We start from the raw sequence: 24,443 nt of genomic DNA on the forward strand, positions 1-24,443 counted from the left end.
GGCTGCACATATCGCTGCAGCCTCGAAGCATTTTAGGGGGTCTGTCTCTCTTTTTCTTTTATGGGTATTAAAAGGTCTAACTGTAAATGTTCCATATCCGTTTCCGGCTGTCCTATATGACTATAGTAATTCAAATGTTCCTCCATCAGCCCGCACATATGCTCCTGATCCTCCAAATCACCTGCAAACTCATACTGTTCATTTTTCATTATCCAGGCAAGAAATGCATCCCATTCATTAAAATCCCCAAAAGAGATCATATGGGCCGCATACAGCCCGCCGCAGAATTGCTTCTTTTCAAGAGGCGCAGGTACCTCCATATCATCGGGAATGGTTACCCAGGACTCATAACCATGGTAACCTGTCTCATCAACCGGATTCGGATGATTAAACCCATACCTTCTCAAATCCGGTTTTCTTTTTCCCAAATCATTTTCCTTCACAAAGCTGTCCAAAAGGGAATTCGCATGTAATTCAGGCTCATCCCCCACATAGTGGGAAACAGCTACCGCAGCAGGAGGCAGATACAGGATCCGGACATCATTGATCTTCGAGAGTTGTTCATCTGCTTTCTTTAATTTCTCCCCGGACTGCTCCTCTTTAAAATTAATGCTGATGATGCCAAGAGACTCAATAGCTGCCAGCACGGCATCATCCTTCGGCATGATATCCTCCAACGGCAGTTCCGTGGTCCTGCTGAGTTCTTCAACAAAATGATTCAGGATATCCCTGATCGTAGAAAGAGCCGTGATCTCCTCGTCTAACTCCTCCATATTCTGCCGAAAAATATCAATGGCGGCAACCGCATTGGTGTTATTGAGTATAACCTCAATCTGCCGTACAGGTATCCGCAGTTTACGCAGGATGAGGATCTGTTTGATCCGGGAAACCGCATTCTCATCATATACGCGGTAGGAATATCCTTCCTGCCGGGAACTTTTGATCAATCCCACTTTTTCATAGTAACGAAGCATTCTGGTTGAGATACCCACGCTTCTTGATACTTGGCTTACAGTCATTTCTTCCATATGACACCTCCTGTGCTGTTATTGTTCACTCCGTGTCCAGTAACACGCTTCGCGATGCACAGATATGGGGCATTCTGCCCCATATCGCGCTGGCTGCCTCGGGATTTTCATGCTCTCAGCATGAAAACGCCTCCCGGTACAGTGGCCTGTGTACAGTGGCCCTGTGCTTACCAGTATAAACTGCGACACGGTGTCAAAGTCAAGGCTTTCTTTTCAAAACCCGTATGGATATCCCAATAGAAATGAACACTGCCGCTATAAGGTAAAAAATGAGCAGGCATGGCACAAGATACCGGTTATCCCCAAGCATCCCAAACAGGGAAGCGGTATCCACCTTTGCTTTTTCCGCCAAAAACATAGTCAGCAGAATTCCCACTACGGGCACGTACATAAAGACCCTGCCTTTGATGGGGCCAAACTTATAATATGCCGGAATCTGAAAGCAGACATAAGTGATATACAGCACCATGCCTGCCGCTGCTGCCGCCGCAATTTCACCGAGGGAAACCGCTGTCCCCAGCCGCCTGAGGATCACAGGCTGCAGGACGCAGGACACAAGCACTGCCAGAACCCCCATCAAAAAAGCGTGCACATATTTTCCGCAGACCAGCTCCTTCACTGATATGGGAAGGATACTGTAAAGCCTCTGCATATCATTCTTATCCGCCACAGAAAACGTATAGATTGACGTCATAGCCATCATGAACATGGCAAAGGATATCCCCACAACCAGGGTACGGTAAAGAAGGATAAAAGCAAGCGGTACCAGAAGTGTAAAACAAATAGATTTATAATAATATTTCAAAAGATTAAAATCCAGTTTTACTGCTTTCCATATTTTCATGGCGAAACCTCCCCTTTACTGATAAATACAATGATGTCATCCATAGCCGCGGACCTGGTCTGTAAACCGGAAAGTCCCGGCAGGTATTCTGTCTCCACCAATGCCTCGAAAGAATCCGGATATATCTTGATATTCGGTGTGAGCGCTTTTATATCCGGTGAGAGTTGTTTCACAGATCCGGAAACAATGGAATATCTCCTTGTAAAATTCACTTTTTCCCCAGTATAAAACAGTTTTCCTTTATTTATGAATGTAATCTGATCCGCGATCTTATCCAAGTCCGGTGTAATATGCGTTGAAAAGAGAACGCTGTGCTTTTTATCGTCTGTGTACTCCAAAAGAATATCCAGCATCTCATCCCTGGATACAGGGTCCAGTCCGCTGGTAGGCTCATCCAGGATCAGCAGTTCTGCCTTGTGTGAAAAAGAACAGGCAAGCATCAGCTTCATCTGCATCCCTTTGGAAAGTTCCCTGACACGTTTTCCCCTGCTTATCTGAAACCGCTCTAAATAACGGTAATAAGCACCGGTATCCCAGTTCCGGTAAAACATACCCATAGCTTTTTCAACATCCGGCATTTTCCAGTCATCTACGAAAAAATGCGTATCAAAAACCACCCCGATCCGTTCTTTAAATTCCTGTTCCTTTTTCATATGGTCAAGCCCCAATACGGTAATGGTACCTGCATCTTTTTTCAAAAGATTCAGAATGAGCTTAATTGTAGTTGTTTTACCTGATCCGTTTGGCCCGATCAGGCCCGTCACAGACCCTGTGGGAACAGAAAAACTGATATTCTCTAAAGTAAAGTCCGGAAATGTCTTGGTCAGCCTTTCTACCTGCAGTGCATCAGTCATGTGTATTCCTCCGTTTCTTCTTGATGAGATCATCTTACTGCAGAAACCCATGCTGTGCCAAAATGTCCACGATCTGCTTTTAGATGTCCGTAATCCGTAAGCTGTGCCGAACAGGCAGAAGCGCATAATAAAAAGCAGTGACCGGCAAGAAATATCATTTCTCTCACCTGTCACTGCTTTTTTATACTCGGCAGCGCAGCCTTATGGGTTTACAGCTTACAAACATTCTGCGGCGCACCTTCCAGATAGGAAAATACATTCCGGAATACAATTTCAGCACGTCTCTTCATGGACTCCTCAGAGATAAATGCCTGATGGGGTGTCAACACCGTATTCTTTGCATGAAGAAGAGGGTAATCCTCCGGGATAGGCGGCTCACAGTCGAAGACATCAATACATGCGAACCCAAGGCGGTCTTCATTCAGGGCATCTGCCAGGGCCTTATTGTCCACAATGGGACCTCTTGCACAGTTGATAAACACCGCATCCGGTTTCATTTTAGCGATCTTTTCTCTGCTGATAAATCCTCTTGTCTCATTGTTCAGCGGAAGATTCAGGGAAATAATATCACTCTGTTCCAGTACCTCATCCAAGGAACAATACGTGATTCCCAAATCCTTTTTCTCTTCAGACTGGCTTCTGTTATAAGCGATCACCCTGGCTCCAAATGCCTGGAATAATCTTGCAGCCATGGTCCCAATCTGTCCAAGTCCGATGATACCCACGGTTCTGCCGCAGATTTCCCTGCCTCCGATACCGGCGCTTGTCCCCTGCTGCCGTACCACCGCGTCTGCTTTCACCACATTTCTGAGGGCATCCACTGCAAAACCGATGATCAATTCCGCTACTGTCTGGTTTGAATATCCTGCTGCATTGCAGATCATAATATCTTTTTCTTTGCAGCATGCAGTTCCCACATGGTCGATCCCTGTAAAGGCAACGGAAATCATTTTCAATTTATCCGAAGCCTCAATAACCTCCTGAGGGTATGGATGGTTGGCGATCATAGCAATGTCACAGCCCTCAGATCTTTTTTTCAGTTCCTCTGTATTCTCCCACAGGGTATCATAATAACAGAACTCATGTCCCATTTCTCTTAATCTTTCCCCATAACTTTCCACAATTTCTCTTGTCACTCCGATTGGCTCTAATAATGCAATTTTCAACGTTTTTTCCTCCCTGTTCTGATCGTTTCTGTGATCGTATGAAATCTTTTTGCTATTCCAGTATAACACCCTGCTGCTTTAATGTCTCCTGCAGAATTTTCACATTTAGACTTCTGGGTATATTTGAAAGGATTGGTACAACATTTAAAAATGATAAAAGCTGTGCGGTGTACGTCGATATCTATCGTCGCAAACACTGCACAGCCTTGTATAAACCCTACTGAAAAAGGTTATTATCCTTCAAATGTCAATTATAAAACATCCAAAAGATAATTTTTGTTCAGACATTCTTTAATTACCTTTTGTTCTGCGTTTTCTGCCTGCAAACAGAAGAAGTAATACACTACCTGCTCCAATCAAAGACCAAAGTTCAACAGCAGAATTATCCGCAGTTTTAGGTGATGTTGTACTTTTTGTCTCTTTTTTTGTTGTATTTCCTTTGTTATTTGCATCCGGCTTCTTATTTGTTTCCGGCTTCTTATTTGTTTCCGGTTTATTGTTTGTCCCGTTTTCACTCTTATCAGGCTTTTTTTCCAGCCTATCCAGGGCTTTTACTATAGCTTCAGCCATCTTATCCACCTTTTCCTGCTGTGTTATGTCCAGACCCTCAATTACACCGTCCAAAGCCGTCTGCAAATTTTTTACTGACTGATCCGTATAAATCCCCAAATCCTTTGGAACCTTTTTCTTTGCCTGCTCTACTTTCGTATAATCTGCCCCTTTAAGCTGCAGAGCATCAATTGCCTGATTGAGAGCATCGGCCAGATTAAGCATATCCTGGTATCTTGACATATCCCAGTTTTCATTGATCGGCTGACTGGACGCTTTCAACGCTTCCTGCATAGCCTGAACAGATTCCTGTGTATAATTGCTCACATCCGACGGAACCCGTTTTTGTGCTTCCAGGATTTCCGTATAATCCCCGGTACGGAATTTTAATTGACCCAGAGCAGCTCTTAAATCTATCACATATTTGTCAACCAAACTCTGGGCGTCCTTTCTGGCGTTCAGCATCTGATCAGCCAGAGCCAACTGCCTGCTTACCTCAAACCATGTATCGTCTGTGTAAAGAGTAAGATCCTTTGGTACCTCATTATCCAGCACATCTCTTAGTTCAACAGTGTCTGCCGGTATCCCCTGACGCTCACCAATAATGGTCAGATCACCATCCACGGTGATATCTATAGGTTTTGCATCAGAAGAGGTTGCTGCTATACTCCCATCCGAACGAACAGCCTTGAATGAGGTAAGGATGGAACTTCTATCCACATTCGGGTTAATCTTTGCCTTTACATTCACTATACTTCCCTGCGCATAATACATTGTATTGTAATTAAATTGAAACGCCTTATCGGCATCCGCAGGTGTTATATCTACTGTAAGGTTAGAATCATAGCTGATCGTATTCCATTTTCCGTCTCTGATCTTTACATCTACGATCTCCGGTTCTCCTTCCGGCAGGGCAAATGTGATTTCAAAAGAATTACCGTCATATTTAACAGACTTCATGGTACTGTCAGAAAGCAAATATGTATCTGTCGATGATGTAAATGGAGTACCCGGTATCTTCACCGAAGATCTTAACTGTATTTGCTCTACAAAAGTTTCCTTTGCAAAGTTCATCCTCAAAGTCACCATACTCCCACTGGTAACCTCACCAGGTAATTCAAGTGCATTTTTTATCTCATCCGGTACATTTTTTGCAACCGCTATCTGATACTTAGCAGGATCACAAATAGTAACCCTAAGTGAGTTATTGCCCTTGTGATACTCATCGCTTTCACCATAACGAACATCATAACTTCCGGCGGCTAAACCGGTAATCTCTGTAACACCGGCAGGAACAGAAATCCAGCCAGACTTACCCACTTTTTTATAATCATATCGTTTCTGTGTATCCAGCCCGCCTATACTTCCATCAGCCTTACCAGCCACGCTTGTCGGCTTGGTAGTCAGAAATCGTGGCCAGTCATTCTGATTTTGTTTTGATCTGTTGACGTCTATTTTATAATACACTGTTTTTGTTTTGTCAGAAGATACAACTGTAAGCTCTATCGTGTTATCTCCGAATACCAGCGGCTGTGTATATGTATTCCCACTTCCGTTTATCACTGCCAGATCGTCTACTGTCTGTGCACCAAAAGTATCTTTCCCAATATACCGTATATCCATGTAGTATGGGTCATCACTTGTTCCGCTGCCTGACCAGTTTTGTGTATAGGCTACATTTATCAAAATAGATGTGTTGGTAGTCAAGATTCTTGCTGCCTTTGCAGATGCAGGTGCGGCTGCCGGATCCGGAGACTGTGTGTTTTCCACAACGGCATCTGCTTTAGGCTGGTTTTCTGTCTTTTCAGATGTATTCGCGCTGTTATCTGCCTCTGTGTTGTCTACAGTTGGATTCTTACATGTATTTTCCTCGGATGACGTTTTTTCCGGATTTTCTACAGATGTGGTATCGTCTGCGTTCCCTTTCTCTGTATTTTTGTCCATATTCTCTATGCTTTGGTCTTTGTCCGTTTTTTCTGAGTCTTTGCCGCTTTCTACACGATTCTCTGCAGAATTCGGAGTATCCTTTCCCGCTGCATTTTCCTCCCCCGCATCCTTATCTTCCGTATTCATCTGAACATCTCCGCTTTTTTCCACAGTTCCTTGTGAATCCGACTGCGGGGTATCCTCTGCCCCCTGTTCCATATCCGTTTTGCTTCCGCCCTTTTCCCACTGTTCATCTTCTGCAAAAACCACTGCCGCTGAATTGACGCACAGAAGAAATGCAAGCAAAACAGATACTGCACTTTTTCCTTTTCTTTTTTGCTTCATGTCTGTAGTTCTCCTCTCTTCACTATTTTTATTTTATCGTGTATTGATGGTTGAAGTATACCATGAAGCATAAAAAATGAATACGATCCTAAACCCAAAGTCATTTTTATACTCTCAAAGCCTGTTTTTGCTAAAAATAACACTTCGCCTTACCGATTCATCAGAATTTCCACCGCCTCCCGCAAAGTATTCACATCCCCCACATTTCCCGGAAAGATCACATACGGGGTCGACGGAAATCTGCTCTCCTCTCCTGTCTGCCATACCGGGACTCCAGGACGGATCTGTCCCATAACGACTGCACGTTTTACCTTCAATGCCTTTGTCCCCACATCGCTCGAAGTAATTCCCCCCTTTGCGATGACGAAACTGGGAACCACCCTTAAATTCCCCACAAGAGACTGGACAGCGTCTGAAATCTTTACGGAGCGAAGCAGAGCCTCCTTCTTTGTATCATGTTCCACAACCAGAAACTTTCTTTTCGTATATACCACTGCGGTTTTTCCGGATGTGATGATTCGTTCTATTTCTCCGGTCGTCCTCTCTGTTTCAGCGCGGAAGGCCTCCTCATCCAGCACCAGGTCTGAATTAAATGAAATGCTTACAATTCCCTCCACTTTTTTTAGTTCCTCCAACTGCTGCGTGGTTTTCTGTGTATGAGAGCCGACTATGACCACGCCTCCATGATCTGTATCTTTTATGATCATTTTTTCCCTGGTCAAAAGCGGCTGGGATGAGATTCCCCCCATTTCTTTTACCAGGGCCGCCGCTGTGCGGAATAGGAAGTTCTTTCCCGCTGCCATTGCCCGGTAAACAGCAATACTCATGATTTTCACATCCGAATCGTCAATGGCATTTACTACCACCTTCTGAAAATTTTTCACTGCCAGCAACTGCCCGGTGATCTTGTCAAGTTCCATGTTCCGCAAATCTTCCAGGCTGATGCAGACCACGTCTTCTGCTTTATATACGCCGTTTGTTTTTTCTTCCACATAATCACAGATATCTGAATGGGTGTACCCAAATGTCTTGTCCTTTGCAAACTCTGTCTGTGCTGCCGGGATCAGCTCCTCCCCATATTTTACAAAATGTGTATTATTAAGGGTAAAGCGGCCTCCTTCTTTGAAAAAGGGGCAGATAATCTCTCCATCTATGCAGATATCTCCATAAGCCTCTGTTTCCTCTTTTAAAATCAGAGTTTCCAGAGGATAGTGACCTCTGAGAGTAGAATCACTTCGGCTCATGATGAGATACTCTTTTCCGGTCTCCTCAGACACTTTTTTGACCGCTGCGGCAATTTCTCTATGTACTTTTGCTGTCTGTTCTGCAGTGAGTCCTCTGGAATTTGTCAGTATGTAAAACAAATGGTTCTCTTCCTCAAATCCCTGGCGGATACTATTCTCTGTCCAGTCTGTATACACAGATACATCGTGAACGGTCTGCACTCCTGTTGGGTCATCATCCAATACAACGATTTTTTTACCGCTCCTGCTGATCTCCATCTGAAGGAGCTGTTCCGCCTTTGCCATATCCACCTCCGGATATGATAACAATACATCCGCGCTAAGTATGTTTTCCATATTCATCTCCTATTTTATCTTTTCCACGGTGATACCTGCCAGATTTTCAAAATATTTTACAATACTGCAATGGTCCTCCTCCATGTGGCCTCCTACTTTCAGTGCCTGCATGATCTCAAAAAGCTGTGCTGTGTACGGAATTGGTACGTCCAGGGAGTGGGCAGCTTCCACCACATTTTTTATATCTTTGTGATTGATGGAGATCTTTCCCCCCGGCTTAAAATTCCGCTCCACGATCATGGGTATCTTCGCATCCAGCACAGCACTTCCCGCCAGGCCTCCCCGGATAGCCTCATATACTTTTACGGGGTCTGCCCCGGCCTTTGCAGCCAGGACAAAAGCCTCCGAAACCGCTGCTATGGTATTATTGACTATGATCTGGTTTGCCAGCTTGGTCACACTTCCACTGCCCGGTCCGCCTACAAGCAGAGCCGAGCTGCCCATAACTTCAAAATAAGGCTTCAGGGCTTCAAACACTGGCTTGTCACCGCCTGCCATAAAAGCCAGTGTCCCATTGACCGCCCCCGGCTCTCCCCCGGAAACAGGTGCATCCAGGAACCCGATACCGTACTCTCTGCATTTTTCGTAGCATATCTTTGAATCCTCCGGGGTCACAGAACTCATATCACATAGAATGCCGCCTCTCTTCATGGCTCTTGCCACACCCTTCTCCCCAAACAGCACATTCCGGACAATCGTACCGTTTGGGAGGATCGTGAATACCACTTCACATGAACTTCCGATCTCACCGGGTGTCCCCTCCTGCGCACCTGCATTTACCAATTCTTTGACTGCATCCTGATTTAAATCATTCACCATGACTTTTATGTCTGCTTTTAACAGATTCTCTGCCATTGGTCTTCCCATAATTCCCAGCCCGATAAATCCTGCTCTTTTCATTCACTTTCTCCTTGTCAAAAGTTATTTTATTAATATCAGTATACCGGTATACCGGTGTGTTGGTCAATGCATTTATTTATCTTCTCTGTATTTTACAATTTATATCCATCTTTTTTGTAGAATCTGTCCGTAACAGTTCAGCCTTCCACTGTCCAACGTGGTGTTGCCTTGCATTTGCAAGGCAACTCTGAGGCTGCCACGCACCAGGCTGCAGTTTTTGCAGTCTGTACCCTAAAGAGCAGGATTGTGCATGCTTTTGTTGCTATGAAGCCGAAAGGCTGAATAGTAGTTACTGTACACAGGCCACTGTACCGGGAGGCGTTTTCATGCCGAAAGCATGAAAATCCCGAGGCAGCCAGCGCGATATGGTGCAGAATGCTCCATATCTGTGCTTCGCGAAGCGTGTTACTGGACACGGAGTGTACGGTAACGAATAGTAACATCTGTCCAATTATCTTTTCTGTTTTATATTGACCGGTATCCCGGTATGCTATAGAATAAATAAAATAGTATATCCTCCAGGAGGCATGGAACATGACGCAGAAACCGCTTCAGACAAAAGCATATGATTATATCAAAGATTTGATCTTAAAAGATGCCTTTGCATATGATACCATTTATTCAGAGACAAAAATCTCAAAGGAAATCGGAGTCTCCCGTACTCCCATGAGGGATGCCTTACACCGCCTTGCTCAGGAACGTTATATTGACATCATCCCAAGTAAAGGCTTTTGTATCCATCAGATGACCAAACAGGATATCATCGAGACCTTTCAGATCCGGTCCGCCATCGAAGGATACTGTACCGTACAAATAGCAAAGGATCATAAAGAAGACCGGTCCCAAAAACTTTTTCGGGAACTGGACTATATTATGGAAAAACAAAGAAAGATCCTTGAAACCACTCAGGATATTTCCGTTTTTGTGGAATATGACAACCAGTTTCATATCGAAATTGTTTCAAGTCTGAACAACCGGACTTTTCATGAGCTTTTTGGCAGTTATCTTTTTCAGATAAAGCGCCTGGCAGTTCTCTCCCTGGGGCATCCGGGACGTATGCAGGAAACCATTGAAGAACACAGCGCGATCCTGAATGCTATGAAATGCGGCAACCTTGCGGAAATCTATTCCGTAACCATGAAGCATATGGAAACCCCAAAAGGATTGAACCTGTCAGACTTTTGTTATTCATGAGCAGCATAGAATAATCCGGATGGCGAATGTGGATATCACCAGGCAAAGCCTGCCAAATCCATGGCTCTGCCTGGTAACTGTCTCCTGTCACTTAAGATTTTCTGCTGAAACACTGCAATGCTTTTTTGCATGTGTTTTTACATTTACACCCGATTCCCTGTCTAAGGACTCTAAATATTCCCCACATTCCTGATTCCACATCCCATTTCAGGCTTCCGGACCGATAGAGATAATCGCCCGGACATGATGCGCCCTTTTCAAGTTCCATCTCAAATTTGTTTCCCACACTGATCGCGCCCTGGATGGGGATCACTCTGGAATGGAAGTCATCCGGCTGTTCCTTCCACATATGCCCATGGACCGCAAATCCTACATTACGCGGTTTATCCGCCGGCATCATAGTCCGGAAAATGACCCGGTCTCCGGTATATGCTTTAAAAACAGGTGTGGCGGGATCTCCATGCACTTTACTGCTGAATACTTTTGCGATCCGGCTGTCTCTGCGCAGCCGGTTGGCAAAACGCTCGGAGCGGTAATTATATCCTTTTTCTCCTGTGTCCTCCGCATCCACCGGGTCCGTATCATCCTCCTGCGCCGTCCGGATCACATTGCCCTCTGCGTCCTCCAGGCGGATTCCATTTTGGATAAAGACAACAAACTCCCGGAAAGTCTCTGTCCCGGGCGCTGTGATGACTGCCTGTTCCTGATATACTCCGCTTCTCATCATAAAATTCTGATACCACCTGGAAGCAGGCGGCTCAATGATGATCGCGCCGAATAATCCGTGATATCTGTGATTCCGCAGATCACCGAAAGACTGTATGATACAGGAGCCGTATTCCTGATCTGCATGCCAGAGATATTTCTTGCTCTCCCCCGGACCTACTGTCTGCTCCCGATTGTTGTATCCCACATTGATGCCCGAATCGCAGATTGGATCATACTGAAGAAATTGGGGGTTCAAGGACACCCTGTTGGAAGGGCGATGCTTCTTATCCAGCGGGACGCGGGGATAGTCAAAATACGGAATGTCCGGCCCCATCATGTTATGGAGGGTGACTTCAATCCAGTCCCCCGCATTTGCCCGGAGTATCAATGGCTTAGGCTGGTATTTACCGCAGAGCACCTGCTCCACCTCATCCGCCGGAACGAAAATCAAACCGTCCGGGTCATGATCCCCGTATTTGTTATATAAAATATCAGTCTTTATGGCAGCGATTTCATATTTCCGTACCACAGAATCTCTGCCGGGACACATGGGAAGCGGCAGAATACCCAATTCATTTTTACACAGCGGCTTCAAATGAGCCTGCTTTTTATCGTATACACGGATGATCCCCCACAGCCCCAGCCAGGCGTCGTCAATCCCGCCTGAATAATAGAGATAATCCCCGCAGTTATAATTTTTCCGAATTTGAAGGTTAAATGCCTCAGAAATCCCGATAGACTGAGATGCAGCCAGCGGCGAATGGATATCCGCTATCTCTTTTCTCCAGTACATTCCCGTGACGTTTAAAACATGCTGCTCCTCATGAGCCCCGTCAAGCAGCCTGATCATCAGCTCATCTCCCGGATATGTCTCCAGCAGAGGTGTAGCCGGATCTCCATGAACAATAGAACTGAAAATATAAGCCGGGTCCGCCGTATCGCTGAGTCTTTCCCTCATTGGTTCACACCGGTAATTGATCCCCATAACTCCGGGATCATCGTGGGAGCCGGGAACCTCCGGCGGATTCAGGGGCTTTCCGTTTCCGTCAAATAACAGGGCAAAATCATGCAGAAATAAGGCAAATTCCCGGAAAGAGGTTCCATCACGCCTGCGGATAACAGCTTTTGTCCCGAATTTCAGCGCTTCTCCTGTTTCCACGTCATGAAATGTAGCTCCCGCTTCCTCTATCACCAATGCTCCGAACATCCCATGCTGCTGATGTGTATTTGCAAACAGATGGTCATGGAAAAATACGGTTCTCAATTCCGCATTTGCAAAGAACCGTTCTATAAGAGTCTCGTATCTTCTGGCTCCGGCAATATTATTCCAGCCATTGGCTGCTCCGTCCGATACAATTGTATCGAATTTTACCAGATGGATGTGATATCCCACAATGTCAGTCAGTGTCTCCATTTGAAACGGGCTTGCTTCTATATATTCCGGAAGAAGGTTTGTAAAGCGAACTTCAATGCAGTCACCGTCATTTGCACGGATCACCAGCGGTTCCACCTGTATTTCCTGAGCTTCCACCTTTTTGATATACGCCTCCAGCCCTCCGTGTCTTTCCAGCTCCTCTTTCAGGACAAAGAAACGCCCCTGTGGATCATGCCAACCGTATTTGTTATAAACTACTTTTGCCTGTACAGCGGCTATCTCAAATACTTTTACCTTCCCTTCCTCCGCTTCCCCGCACCCACATCCGCAATCGGTATGGCAGGGGCAGGTGTCTGTATAGAGCGCGCCCGGTTCAAATGCATCCACAAAGTTATCTGCTTCCAAAGGCGTAGGCTCTATCTTATTATTTCCGTCAGCATCCAGGATCCCCAGCGGCGGCGGCAGGGGGCGCATTCCAAACTGTCCGTTGATAAAATTGGGATATCCCGGATGTTCCGGGTCTTTCAGCGGCGGCTGTTTCCTGTCTTTCAGGGGTATCAGTCTAGGTATGGGCATTCCGTCCGGAAGTTTTCCGCTCCCATCCTGCAGACGGTCATAGATCCTCCAGAGTGTCCACATTCCTTCATGGAAATGAGGATATAGATGGCAGTGGAAAATAGCATCCCCCACCATCCCGTTCAGGCTTCCCGCCCCGTGCAGAATATCCAGCGTATAGCATTCCTGGGGACTGATAGAAACAGAATCTAAGATCGTAGAATTAGGATTATCATTTTCCAGCCTCCACTGATGATTATGGAGATGGAATACATGGGTCTCTTTCACGCCTCCGTGAACCAGCCGGATCTTAGCCGGATCTCCCACATACGCTTTCAGAATCGGCGGTGCCGGGTCTCCGTATGCCCAGGAGCTCATGGAGATATCTTCTGCCGTGTCCGCATGATTTTCTGTCAGGGGAAGTCTGTTTCTCATAGGTTCCGAACGGTAACTGATTCCGGTGGTTGCTGACGGAAGCCCCGTGTGCGGGTCTGTTGGGGTATTTCCCTCTTTATTTTTTATTTCCAGCTCATCATGGAAAAACACAGCGTATTCACGGAAGGATGGCTTGGCAGGATGATAAATATCTGCGAAAAGACCGCTCTCCAGCTCTTCTCCCGTCTCCGGGTCCAGCCAGACAGATTCAGGAGCTTCAACGATGATGGCCCCAAAGAGCCCGTGTATATTTGTCCCCTCCTCGCTGCTCCTGGTATCTCCCATATCACTGAACAGATAGACGCCCTCTTTCTCTGCATACCAGGTATAGACGATCTCATTTCTTGTGGTGCTGTCCTGATTCATCCCCACACTGGCTCCGTCGGAGGTCTGAACATCATATCGAAGCCCCTGCACATGGATGGACAGATCCCTTTTCAGAGAATGCCGGAAATAGATATGGATCTCTTCCCCCAGATTTGCCCGGATGACCAGCGGTTTCACTCCCTCATAAGGCTGAGGGTCCGGTCTGTTAAAATTCACCAGCGCGCCTCTCTTTATCCTCTCCGCATCTTTTTGCAGCACATATAACAATCCATTGGGATCGTGATCCCCGTATTTATTATATACTATGGGTATTTCAATGGCCTCGATCCTGTACGTTCTGACATTAGGCTTCTGCATATAATTACATAATTCCATAACTTACCCCTCCATATTTCTATATACCAAAGGTGTGCCGGCTATTAAAGCATTTTCCCGCCAGCTGCGGAACCGCACGGCACTTTTTATATGATCACACCCCTTTTCCGGGATTCTGGTTCCGGGAAAAAAAGAATGAAGTTTTAGGAATAAAATCAAATGATCCATCATATATTGATACTTTCTCTTTTTTTGTATTATATGTAAAATAAGCCTAATCGGTACAATCTATATACCAATCCCCTCCTGTCCGTATTTTAAACCAGTGAAGGAAATTGTAATTTAGTCACAGAAATCAAATCTATTTTATAGTATCATAGTCACATCAAAAATAAGGAGTTCACAAATATGCCCTCAAAAAAATATGCGGTTGTTGACAAAAACCGATGTGTCGCCTGCGGCGCATGTATGAATGTCTGTCCAAAAGATGCTGTACATATATGGAAAGGATGCTATGCTGCCCCTGTCCCGGATAAATGTATCGGGTGCGGCAAATGTGCTAAGATATGTCCGGCGGGATGTATCCAGATCAGGAATCGAGGTGAACAGAAATGAGAACAAAACACTGGTATGATTATCTTTGGATATGGTCCATCGTTTACTTTGCTTTGGGATTTTTTAATATCTTATTTGCCTGGCTTGGAATGATCGACTTTCTGCTTCCCCTCATGATCGCTGCCTTCGGAGGAAATAAATGGTTCTGTAATCACATGTGCGGCAGAGGCCAGCTCTTTCATCTTCTCGGCAGCTCCCTCAAATGTTCACGAAATAAAACCACCCCGGGATGGATGGTTTCCAAATGGTTCCGCTATGGCTTTCTCCTCTTCTTTCTTACCATGTTCGGCAATATGGTATTCCAGACCTGGCTGGTGGCATCTGGAGCCAACAGTTTAAAAGAGGTGATCCAGTTATTCTGGACTATAAAAGTTCCCTGGGGCTGGACTTATACAGCCGGTACGGTTACAGACTGGGTGGCAAAATTCAGTTTTGGTTTCTACAGCCTTATGCTGACCTCAACCCTGATCGGTCTGATCGTGATGCTGCTCTATAAGCCAAGGAGCTGGTGCACGTTCTGCCCTATGGGGACAATGACACAGACCATATGTAAATTGAAAAATAAAGAGGGTTCCACACCTTGACCACCCTATCCCCTGATGCTATCATGAAAGAAAAAACACGGGGGAAGAATTCATGTGGGTCATCTTTGCTTTTGGGTCTGCTCTTTTTGCAGGCCTCACGTCCATACTGGCAAAATGCGGAATCCGGAAGACAGATTCCACTGCTGCCACTGCTCTGCGCACAATTGTGGTATTGCTTTTTTCCTGGCTGATGGTGTTTCTGGTCGGTTCTCAGAGTCAGATAAAAAATATAGATTTAAAAACCATCTTATTTTTGACCTTGTCCGGCCTTGCCACAGGTGCCAGCTGGCTATGCTACTTTAAAGCCCTACAGCTGGGCGATATCAACAAAGTAGTCCCTGTGGATAAATCCAGCACGATCATGACAATCCTGCTGGCAGCAGTCCTGCTTCAGGAAAAGATCACCCTGTTTAAGGGAATTGGGGTGGTCCTGATCGCTGTTGGCACCTATATGATGATCGAAAAGAAAGACAAGGGTTCAAAACCGGCTCCTCAAAGCAACCGCTGGCTGTTTTTCGCCTTAGGTTCCGCAGTGTTTGCCAGCCTGACTGCCATCCTTGGAAAAATAGGCATCTCCCATGTGGAATCCAATCTGGGAACTGCTGTCCGCACCGGTGTGGTATTGGTAATGTCCTGGATCATGGTTGTAGTTACAGGCAAACAAAAAGAACTGCGGCATATACCTAAAAAAGAATTGGGGTTTATCTTCCTGTCAGGGCTGGCCACCGGCGGCTCCTGGCTGTGTTATTATAAAGCCCTGCAGGATGGACCTGCCAGTGTGGTCGTTCCCATAGACAAGCTGAGTATACTGGTAACGGTTTTCTTTTCCTACCTGGTATTTCACGAGAAACTATCCCTGAGATCAGCAGCCGGACTTGCTCAGATCACAGCAGGCACATTACTCATGCTACTGTAAAACAGATTCCGGGACCAACGCTTACGGTCTTGTTTCAGACACGCTTTAGAGGTCCCGGGCCATTTTTTTCTCCTGTTTTTGTATATACATTTTCCTGTCAGCTGCCCGGATCAGTTCCTTCCAGTCTGTATACGCGGTACCTTCCACCACACCGTAACTGAGAGACAGGGGATACGAAAACCCATTCTGTCTGCTTATGGAACAAAGCCTTTCATTGAGCTGTTCTATCCTCTCCTCTGCTTTCCCCCGTGTCACTTTCTCAAACAAAAGCAGGAATTCATCCCCACCATAACGAAACAGCAGGTCCCTGCCGCTTCTGCAGACATTCCGGATCTGCTCGGTCACGGTCAGGATATAACGGTCCCCTTCCTCATGTCCGTACTGGTCATTTACCCTCTTCAGCCCGTCTAAATCGAGAAAACAAAGAATAAAATCAGCTTTATGTTCCATCAGAAAAGCAATCTTCTCTTCCGCATAATGCCGGTTATAAAAACCGGTCATAGGGTCAATAGTGGTCTGCAGCCGCAGAAGTTCTTCCTCCTGCCGCTGTTCTTCCAGCTGTTGTTCCATCTGCCGGTTTTTTTCCCGGTAATCGTCAAGCTCACATATCCTTCTGGTATACCGGATAGCTATATAAATCCCCACAACACTGAAAATACAGGATTTAATACTCCACATTTTTAACAGAAGATCATTGAACGGCGCCGCATAAAGCAAAAGATTCAGGAACAGATAAAAAAGCAGCCCTGTCATGATCTCCAGCAAAAAAGACTGATGGCCGGGATGTACCAAGATCAGGCGGAGCCGTTCCATCACCACCGGATGTCTCATGATCAAAAACACCCATCCGGCCAGCAAAAATCCCAGTAAAACAGGTACTCCCTTTAAATTCCCCACACTGCTTGTATGATTATCAAAATTCTGCAGCGGCTGGTTCAGGCCAATGGCTATGACGCTGCGGCAGAAAATATTCACAGACAGGCCATAGAGGATTCCCAGTAAAGAACTGAAGTATGCGCATCGCTTGTCCCCCTGATCATAGAGCAGCGTTTCAAAGAACAGAAGGAAGGCAAAAAGAAACCAGTTGATAATTAATGGAAATTCCAGAACACTGCATATCACAAAGAACAGATAATTTAGTATAAAACTGAGGAGAACCATTCCAAAACGCTGGCGCGTCATCTTTCGCAGCTCAGCCGCCAGAAAAAAATACTGCCAGTGAAAATAAAAATAGGTAAGCGCGGTCAGCAAAAGTAAGCCCATGTGTTCCCCTCCTTTCCTAGTATTTCCTTGTCTGTTTATCCCGATACATAGCCTGGTCGGCCTTGTGGAAAATTTGTTCCAGGCTGTCAGCCGTATCCTCCGCAACATAGCTGACACCATAACTAAACGAAAATCCCGGTTTAAGATCTACGGTCAATCGGGAACGGATAAGATCCATTCGCTCTATGGCCTTCTCTCCCACGCAGTGCAGAAGTAATACAACGAATTCATCCCCTCCCACTCTGGCAAATATATCCGTATCGCGCAGATGGGAAGCAAATTCCTCAGTAAACTGAATGAGATAGATATCTCCCGCATGATGCCCCTCCCTGTCATTGATACGCTTGAGATGGTCCAGATCAATAAAGACAAAGGAAAACGGCACCTTCCTCTCCAGCAGTTCTCTCGCCTTATCTATCAGATACTGTCTGGAATAAATACCGGTCATGGAATCCTGTTCACTCTTGCTTCGCAGTACCGCCGCATCCTGATTCTGTTGTTCCAGCTCCTTAGTCAGACGGCGGTGTTCCTCCTCCAGGTAGTAAACCTTTAATACCAAATAGAGATGCCGCAAAAACCGTATCAGATAAAATTCCATCAATACGGTACTGCCCACTAAAAACAAAGGCAGCAGATCCCAGCCCACATCTGCCATACACAGGATACTGTCCAGCAGCAGGAATATATTGCAGAACCATAAAAACATCATAAAAGGCCGAACCTCTGCGCTTTCGGCCTGTGTACGGAGCACCCCCATTATGGTCTCCCATCTGGGAAGCAGCAGCGCAACCAAATTATTTATGATCAATACCATACTGATCGTGAAAATCCGCCAAAAAGGATACTGCAGAAGTTCTTTCATTGAAGTCTGTACAGCCAGAGAGAACACACCGATCAAAACCATATGCAAAGCCATTGTCGTCAGATGGGTAATATTAATCAGGAACAGTTCCCTGGAACGGCTCTCTCCCCTGCGGTATAACCGGATCACTTTAGTAAAAAAGGCCAGAATATAGAACACAGGCAGTGGAATATTTATGATGCTCCACAATGTAAACAGGAATAAGGCCGGCAGGGAATTCCCCAGCCGCCCTAAAATTGTATCTTTCTGCGGATACTCCATGATCTGCAGCACATGATGAGAGATTATGCCATACAGCAGGGAGAGACAAACGGGTATGAGCAGCCACCAGCCCATATAGAAAGAGAATGGCAATGAAATTCCCTCCTTATTTTGCTTCATATATCCATAAAGTATATCAAATACGGGGTAAAATAACAACCGTTTCACTTCGCACAATTCCAGTCTTTTGCCCCGCACTTTTCTTCCCTGTCAACGCCCGTCCCTTATCTTTTGGAGGGAATAAATAGATTTATTCAGATTAAACAAATAGGAAAACGTGCATACCACAAAGAAATACGGCAGATAAGCAAATCCAAACACCTCCGTACCAATGAGCACCGGTGCCAGGAACGTATTCGTGGCGCTCCCAAAGACACCAGCATACCCCAGTGCCGCGGCAAATTCAACAGGCAGGCCAAACAACGGGCTTGCTGCTACCCCAAGGCTTGCACCGATGGAAAACAGGGGGGTCACCTCCCCGCCCTGGAAGCCTGCAGCCAATGTGAGTACGGTAAGAAGGAATTTTAATATCCAGTCATACCCGTAAATCTTCTCACCATAAAGGCTTGCATGGATCAGGTTCGTTCCGAGACCTGCATATCTGCCTTTATAGAGTATAAGCAGCAGGGCACTCAAGATCAGCCCCATGAAAAAAATCCTGAGTACCGGCTGCTTCCACAGCACGGCAAGCTTTCCTTTCATATATTTTAACGTCCAGGCAAACGCCCCTCCTACAATCCCAAACAGGATTCCCAGCAGTACCAGTTTTCCCATATTGGGAATATCCGGATCCAGTTGTGTAGTCAGTGCAAACGAAAATTTTTCCAGCCCCAAAAAGCTTGACGCCGCACTGGCCGTGAATGCAGCCGTCACAGCGGGAAACAGAGCCTGGTATTCCAGCGCTCCGGCAACCAGAACCTCCATTGCGAAAAACACCGCCGCTATAGGCGTCTGAAACAGGCCGGCGAACCCGGCTGCCATTCCTGTTACCAGAAAAATATGGGAGCTGTTTTTCAACGGGATCTTCCTGCCCACCCAATGGGAAAATGTGGCTCCGATCTGCACTGCCACGCCTTCCCGCCCGGCACTTCCGCCGAACAAATGGGTGATCCATGTCCCGGAAATGATAAACGGGATCAGCTTTAACGGGATCACTTCCTCCTCACCATGGCCCACTTCAAAAATAAGGTTCATACCCTTACTGCTCTTCCCCCCGAATTTGAGATAGCAGAAGGCGATCAGGGCGCCTGCCAAAGCCAAAAACGGGATAAGCTGCATGGGATGACCGTCCCTGAGATCAGTGATCGCCAGCAGTACTCTTCCGAACACCGCATCAATCCCTCCTATGACCAATCCAATGGGGATTCCCAGCAGTCCCAGAAGGAATAATTCTTTGTAAGTCTGATACATTCTTTTTACTCTGTGATTCATCTTTCTCCTCCTCTGTCTGTTCCCGGTAATAAACGTTCGCCCCTCCATGCTTCTGCCCAACAAAAAAGCTGATAACCCTGTTTTTACACAGAAGTCATCAGCATACACGCACTTTTGGAATCATCCACGGGAGAACCTCATTCCCTTAAAACTATATTGAATAATACCATGTTCATTTTAACTTGTCAATGTACAACCCAGAAGCAGTCCCCGGTCATTTTTTATAACCTGCTTTAAAAATACTGCAGAGTATGCCCATCAGCCCCAGTCCCCAGCTCCACATACTGTAAGGTGCATAGACTGCGGCGGATACGCCCACAACGCCGGACATATAAACAGCCACGTCTGTCCACGGAATGATACTGAGCATGGGGCTTGCGGCCGTGTTGGATACCACCGCACAGTCCAGGGCCGAATATCCGAACTCCCTGTATTTTTCCTCCAGCATCTCTATGGGCATAAGTATGGATATTGCAGAGCTGTTGGTGATCGCCCCCGTAATGGTGCCGATACACCAACTGCTGACTGCAAGGCCAAAAAGGGAACGGATCCTCCCAAACAAAGTCTCCACGATCACCTCAACCACTTTAATCTTTATCATAATGCCGGCAACTCCCACGGCAGCAAACAAGATCACAAACAGAGAGGACATAGAAAGCATACCGCCCCGGTTGCACAGCGTAACGATCTCCGGTAACACAGCATCTGTGGAAATGCCGGTAATAGTAGTCAGGTCAAAACCACTGTAACCGGCGGCAAGCCCTTTCCAGAAAGAAAAACCATTCAGCAGGGCACCAATGGCGATCCCGATCATACCGCCCCCAAACAAAGATACCACCGAAGGCAGCTTCATAAAACTGCCTGCAACCACCACCACTATGGGGATCAGGGCTATGGGACTGATATTAAAAACAGAGGCCAGCCCGTCTGAAAGCAGGGCATTGTCAAAAACCCCCTGTGAAGAACCGGTTGCAAACCCTAATATGGTATAGAATAGGATACACGCAAGAAAAGTGGGTATCCCGATATAAGCAGCACGTTTCATTACCGTAAGGGAATCCGATTTGGTCACTGACGCAACCAGATTAAAGTTATCCGCCATAGGTGAGAGAAACAGTCCCACATGCGACCCAGACACCACCGCTCCGGCCATTGCAGGAAGATTCACATCCATTACAATGGCAAGCCCTATCATAGCTACCCCAATGGTTCCGCAGGTGCCAAAACTGGTGCCAATGAAAAAAGCTGTGACTGCGGTAAACAAAAACCCCAGTAAAATACAAAGACCGGGCGTCACAAATTTCAGCAGATAAGTGATCAGGGCAGGTATGGTACCTGCAAATACAAAAGAAGCCGTCAGAAATCCAATCCCGCACAAAAGAAAAAATAAATCGGTCAGTTCTCCGGCCTTGTGATACATTGCCTCCAAAAGCTCGTGCAGAGTATATCCGCAGTTTAATCCTATGATTCCCACATAAGCCGCTGTGATAAAAAGAGATACCGAGAGATCAAATCCCTTTACTGTACCGATCAGCATTACAAGAATCATCACAATAAGACAGGACAGCGCTTCTGCCCTGTTTGGCCTGCGTGTTTTTTTCTCCTTATTTTTCATGCCGCACCTCGTTTAAACTTTAAACTATAGTATCCGGCTTTCAAAGGAGCTTTATTCATAGTATCCTTCATTCCCTCCCGCAAAGAAAAAAAGAAAAAGAGGAAGGGACCCGGCTGTCAGCCAGCCCGGCCCCGTTATGATGAAGTTTTTGTCCTTCACAAGTATCATTTTAGTACAGTTTTATTTAAAAAACTATCTGATTCCTGCCTTTATGTATCACTATCCTGCCATCTGCGGCGGTACTCCGTGGGAGTGCATCCCGTATAGCTGCGGAAGACTTTTCCGAAGTAGCTGCTGCTTCCCAGGCCGCAGGCATGGCTGACTGCTGTGACCGTTTCTTTTCCTTTTGCCAGCATCCTGCATGCCATCTGGAGACGATAGGTCTGCATGTATTCCACCGGCGTCATCTGCAGGCAGTCATGAAAGGCGCGGAAACATTCTCGTTCGCTGGAAAACGCTGCGGCCGCCAGTTCTGCCACTGTGATTTTTTCGGCATAATGCTCGTGGATGTAGATCATCATCATTTTTATCTTATCATCAAAATTACTGCACTCTCCTTTTTCCTCAAGAACCGGGATAGACAGGGAGAACAGCTTTATCCATATTTCCGAGAGCACTGCCCGCAGTTTTATTTCATATCCCCACTCCTGCTCCGACAAGGCAAAGGAAGCCCGAAGCAGGTTCAAAACCTCTTCTTCCGCAGGGATATGGGGGCGCAGTACAAAGATTTCCAACTGTGAAGCTGTCACAACAGGCAGGACAAATTTCTTCTCTATCCGGCTGGCCTGCTCCCCTGCTATGAAAGAAGGGTCAAAAATGTGGATAAGCTGCACATTTTTTTCTTCCCTGGAACCTGCTCTTGTCATGTGCAGCACATTGGAATTCACCATTCCGCCATAGCCGGCGGGAAAGACCGTTTTTCCCTTAGGGGTGGTATATTCCAACACACCGTTTTCCACGTAAAACAATTCCACAGTCTTATGCCAGTGCCACGGTACAAACCGTCCTATATATTTATCCAGCTCCGCACGGGAGGCAATATAGGGAAAATCAGGGGCAAATCCGGGCAGTCTCTCTTCCTTGCTCCCTGTGTGAAACTCTATGTTCGTAATATCCCTCACTGCGAATCCCCCTCTCTGCAAAACGGTCCGCAGAAATTTTCCTGCGAACCGCGTTCATTACTTATTTATTGTTTGGATTGGTATTGGGGCATTACATACTGCCTCCCACAGAACCTTCCCAGGTATCCACTTCTTTCGCTTTTTTCTCCTCCTCGTCGAACCAGTGGGTAGTGACTGCTTTTATCTCCGTAAAGAACCGAACACCGTCCTTGCCCAGACAGTGCAGGTCGCCAAAGAAACTGTCCTTGTGGCCGCTGAATGAGAAAATACCTGCCGGGACCGGGATGCCCACATTGATTCCCACCATTCCGCCATCTGTGCGGCGGGCAAACTCCCTGCTGTAATAACCGCTCTGGGTATAAATAACGCTTCCGTTGGCAAAAGGATTGCGGTTCATCATTTGAATCCCCTCTTCAAAATCCTTGCAGCGCTTCACAGCCAGGACCGGACCAAAAATTTCCTGCTGTCCGATCGCCATATCCTCTGTCACATGGTCAAAAATGGTTGGGCCAAGGTAAAAACCGTTTTCATATCCGGGTACCGTGATACCGCGCCCGTCAAGGACAAGCCGTGCTCCCTCTTCCACTCCCTTTTCGATCCATTTGACTACCTTTGCTTTGTGGGAAGCATCCACAACCGGACCCAGATCCGTTGTCTTGTCATAGGCCGGTCCCACTTTCAGTTCACCTGCGAATCTCACCAGCAGCTCAACCAGTTTGTCCGCAATGCTCTCCTGGGCAACCACCACGGGCAGAGCCATACAGCGCTCTCCCGCACAGCCGAAGGCGGAATTGATGATCCCTCTTGCGGTACGCTCCAAAGCCGCGTCCTCCAGCACCAGGGCATGGTTCTTGGCTTCCGTCTGTGCCTGTACCCGTTTGCCGTTGGCAGCCGCGATGCCGTATATATGTTTTCCTACACCTGTAGTACCTACAAAACAGATCCCTTTTACATCGGGATGTGTCAGGAACTGTTCGGACTCCTGTCTGGTACAGGTGACAATGTTCAGCACACCGTCCGGAAGGCCTGCCTCCTGCCATAGCTCTGCACAGCGCAGGGCGGTCAGAGGTGTCTTGGAGGCGGCTTTGATGACAATGGTATTGCCTGTTGCAATGCAGATAGGCGTCATCCACCCCATGGGGATCATACCCGGAAAATTAAAGGGGGCAATCCCTGCAAATACACCCAAAGGCTCACGGTAGCTGACGGTGTCATATCCTTTGGAGGTATCCATCATGGATTCTCCCATCATGAGGGTAGGGGTTCCGCATGCCAGCTCCACAGGTTCTTTTACTTTTGCGATATCACCGGCAGATTCCTTCCAGTTCTTTCCGTGTTCTCTTGCACAGCACTCTGTCAGCTCATCCCAGTGCCGGTCCAGCAGATCACGGAATTTGTATAGGACCTGCACTCTCTTCATCACCGGGGTGTCACGCCAGGCCGGGAATGCTTTCTTTGCACATTCAATGGCATATGCAACTTCCTCTGTGGTACAGCTTGGGATCTCCGCCTGCACCTCACCGGTGCTTGGGTTGTACACAGGTGTGTACTTTCCTGATTTCGTATCCAGCCACTGCCCTCCTGCCAGGTATTTCATTCTCTTGATCTCGCTCATTTCTGACCTCCTTTTTCAGGCTTGCTTATCAGTTCCATTTCTCTTTTTTGATAACTCCA

At 46.6% G+C, this 24,443-nt stretch carries 18 protein-coding genes and 1 riboswitch; of the genes, 4 read left to right on the forward strand and 14 right to left on the reverse strand.

Translation table 11 applies throughout. The features are described 5' to 3' along the window. Positions 1–32 precede the first annotated feature (32 nt). The 7 genes from CI595_RS00865 to garR all read right to left on the reverse strand — a co-directional run bounded on the left by CI595_RS00865 (position 33) and on the right by garR (position 9,192). A complete protein-coding gene (locus CI595_RS00865; protein ID WP_095170766.1) occupies positions 33–1,028 on the reverse strand; it encodes a MerR family transcriptional regulator in 996 nt (331 codons plus the stop codon). A gap of 199 nt (positions 1,029–1,227) precedes the next feature. Then, complete coding sequence (locus CI595_RS00870; protein ID WP_095170767.1) at positions 1,228–1,872, reverse strand: ABC-2 transporter permease; 645 nt, start codon at positions 1,870–1,872, stop codon at positions 1,228–1,230. Then, entirely contained in the window at positions 1,869–2,726 is an 858-nt protein-coding gene (locus CI595_RS00875) for an ABC transporter ATP-binding protein (RefSeq protein ID WP_095170768.1), read from the reverse strand. The genes CI595_RS00870 and CI595_RS00875 overlap by 4 nt, the downstream gene beginning before the upstream one ends. 209 nt (positions 2,727–2,935) lie before the next feature. Then, positions 2,936–3,892 carry a 2-hydroxyacid dehydrogenase gene (locus CI595_RS00880; protein WP_095172327.1) on the reverse strand — a complete coding sequence of 319 codons (957 nt, stop codon included), beginning with the start codon at positions 3,890–3,892 and terminating at the stop codon, positions 2,936–2,938. 291 nt (positions 3,893–4,183) lie between these two features. Further along, a complete protein-coding gene (locus CI595_RS00885) occupies positions 4,184–6,712 on the reverse strand; it encodes a cadherin-like beta sandwich domain-containing protein (protein ID WP_095170770.1) in 2,529 nt (842 codons plus the stop codon). 149 nt (positions 6,713–6,861) lie between these two features. Then, positions 6,862–8,292 carry a four-carbon acid sugar kinase family protein gene (locus tag CI595_RS00890; RefSeq protein WP_095170772.1) on the reverse strand — a complete coding sequence of 477 codons (1,431 nt, stop codon included), beginning with the start codon at positions 8,290–8,292 and terminating at the stop codon, positions 6,862–6,864. Between the two features lie 9 nt (positions 8,293–8,301). Then, complete coding sequence (gene garR, locus CI595_RS00895; protein ID WP_095170774.1) at positions 8,302–9,192, reverse strand: 2-hydroxy-3-oxopropionate reductase; 891 nt, start codon at positions 9,190–9,192, stop codon at positions 8,302–8,304. A 534-nt stretch (positions 9,193–9,726) separates the two neighbouring features. Between garR and CI595_RS00900 the strand changes: the two genes are divergently transcribed. Next, positions 9,727–10,386 (forward strand): GntR family transcriptional regulator, encoded by a 660-nt coding sequence (locus tag CI595_RS00900; protein ID WP_095170776.1) that lies wholly within the window; start codon positions 9,727–9,729, stop codon positions 10,384–10,386. A 91-nt stretch (positions 10,387–10,477) separates the two neighbouring features. Here CI595_RS00900 and CI595_RS00905 read toward each other — a convergent pair whose 3' ends face one another. Beyond that, the gene (locus CI595_RS00905) at positions 10,478–14,161 is read right to left on the reverse strand and encodes a multicopper oxidase domain-containing protein (protein ID WP_095170778.1); all 3,684 of its coding nucleotides are present in this window, start codon (positions 14,159–14,161) and stop codon (positions 10,478–10,480) included. A 348-nt stretch (positions 14,162–14,509) separates the two neighbouring features. Between CI595_RS00905 and CI595_RS00910 the strand changes: the two genes are divergently transcribed. The 3 genes from CI595_RS00910 to CI595_RS00920 are packed head-to-tail and all read left to right on the forward strand — an operon-like array spanning position 14,510 to position 16,216. Continuing rightward, on the forward strand, positions 14,510–14,716 hold the full coding sequence (locus tag CI595_RS00910) for a 4Fe-4S binding protein (protein WP_095170780.1): 207 nt from the start codon (positions 14,510–14,512) through the stop codon (positions 14,714–14,716). Beyond that, positions 14,713–15,300: a 4Fe-4S binding protein gene (locus CI595_RS00915; protein ID WP_095170781.1), complete on the forward strand. Its 588-nt coding sequence runs from the start codon at positions 14,713–14,715 to the stop codon at positions 15,298–15,300. The genes CI595_RS00910 and CI595_RS00915 overlap by 4 nt, the downstream gene beginning before the upstream one ends. A gap of 52 nt (positions 15,301–15,352) precedes the next feature. Beyond that, positions 15,353–16,216 (forward strand): EamA family transporter, encoded by an 864-nt coding sequence (locus tag CI595_RS00920; RefSeq protein WP_095170783.1) that lies wholly within the window; start codon positions 15,353–15,355, stop codon positions 16,214–16,216. Positions 16,217–16,261: 45 nt separating this feature from the next. Here CI595_RS00920 and CI595_RS00925 read toward each other — a convergent pair whose 3' ends face one another. The 6 genes from CI595_RS00925 to CI595_RS00950 form a co-directional block, all read right to left on the reverse strand. Beyond that, the gene (locus CI595_RS00925; RefSeq protein ID WP_095170785.1) at positions 16,262–17,479 is read right to left on the reverse strand and encodes a GGDEF domain-containing protein; all 1,218 of its coding nucleotides are present in this window, start codon (positions 17,477–17,479) and stop codon (positions 16,262–16,264) included. Positions 17,480–17,495: 16 nt separating this feature from the next. Continuing rightward, positions 17,496–18,695 (reverse strand): GGDEF domain-containing protein, encoded by a 1,200-nt coding sequence (locus tag CI595_RS00930; RefSeq protein WP_162291777.1) that lies wholly within the window; start codon positions 18,693–18,695, stop codon positions 17,496–17,498. A gap of 117 nt (positions 18,696–18,812) precedes the next feature. Continuing rightward, positions 18,813–20,033, reverse strand: coding sequence for a chloride channel protein (locus CI595_RS00935; RefSeq protein WP_095170789.1), 1,221 nt, complete (start codon positions 20,031–20,033; stop codon positions 18,813–18,815). A gap of 81 nt (positions 20,034–20,114) precedes the next feature. Beyond that, a riboswitch (Fluoride riboswitch) is annotated at positions 20,115–20,187 on the reverse strand. Between the two features lie 60 nt (positions 20,188–20,247). Further along, positions 20,248–21,648: a Na+/H+ antiporter NhaC family protein gene (locus CI595_RS00940; protein WP_095170791.1), complete on the reverse strand. Its 1,401-nt coding sequence runs from the start codon at positions 21,646–21,648 to the stop codon at positions 20,248–20,250. Positions 21,649–21,857: 209 nt separating this feature from the next. Then, positions 21,858–22,769 (reverse strand): AraC family transcriptional regulator, encoded by a 912-nt coding sequence (locus tag CI595_RS00945; protein ID WP_095170793.1) that lies wholly within the window; start codon positions 22,767–22,769, stop codon positions 21,858–21,860. 91 nt (positions 22,770–22,860) lie between these two features. After that, on the reverse strand, positions 22,861–24,384 hold the full coding sequence (locus CI595_RS00950) for a CoA-acylating methylmalonate-semialdehyde dehydrogenase (protein ID WP_095170795.1): 1,524 nt from the start codon (positions 24,382–24,384) through the stop codon (positions 22,861–22,863). Positions 24,385–24,443: the final 59 nt, after the last annotated feature.

The sequence above is a fragment of the Blautia hominis genome, from assembly GCA_002270465.1.
Classification (GTDB): Bacteria; Bacillota; Clostridia; order Lachnospirales; family Lachnospiraceae; genus Blautia; species Blautia hominis.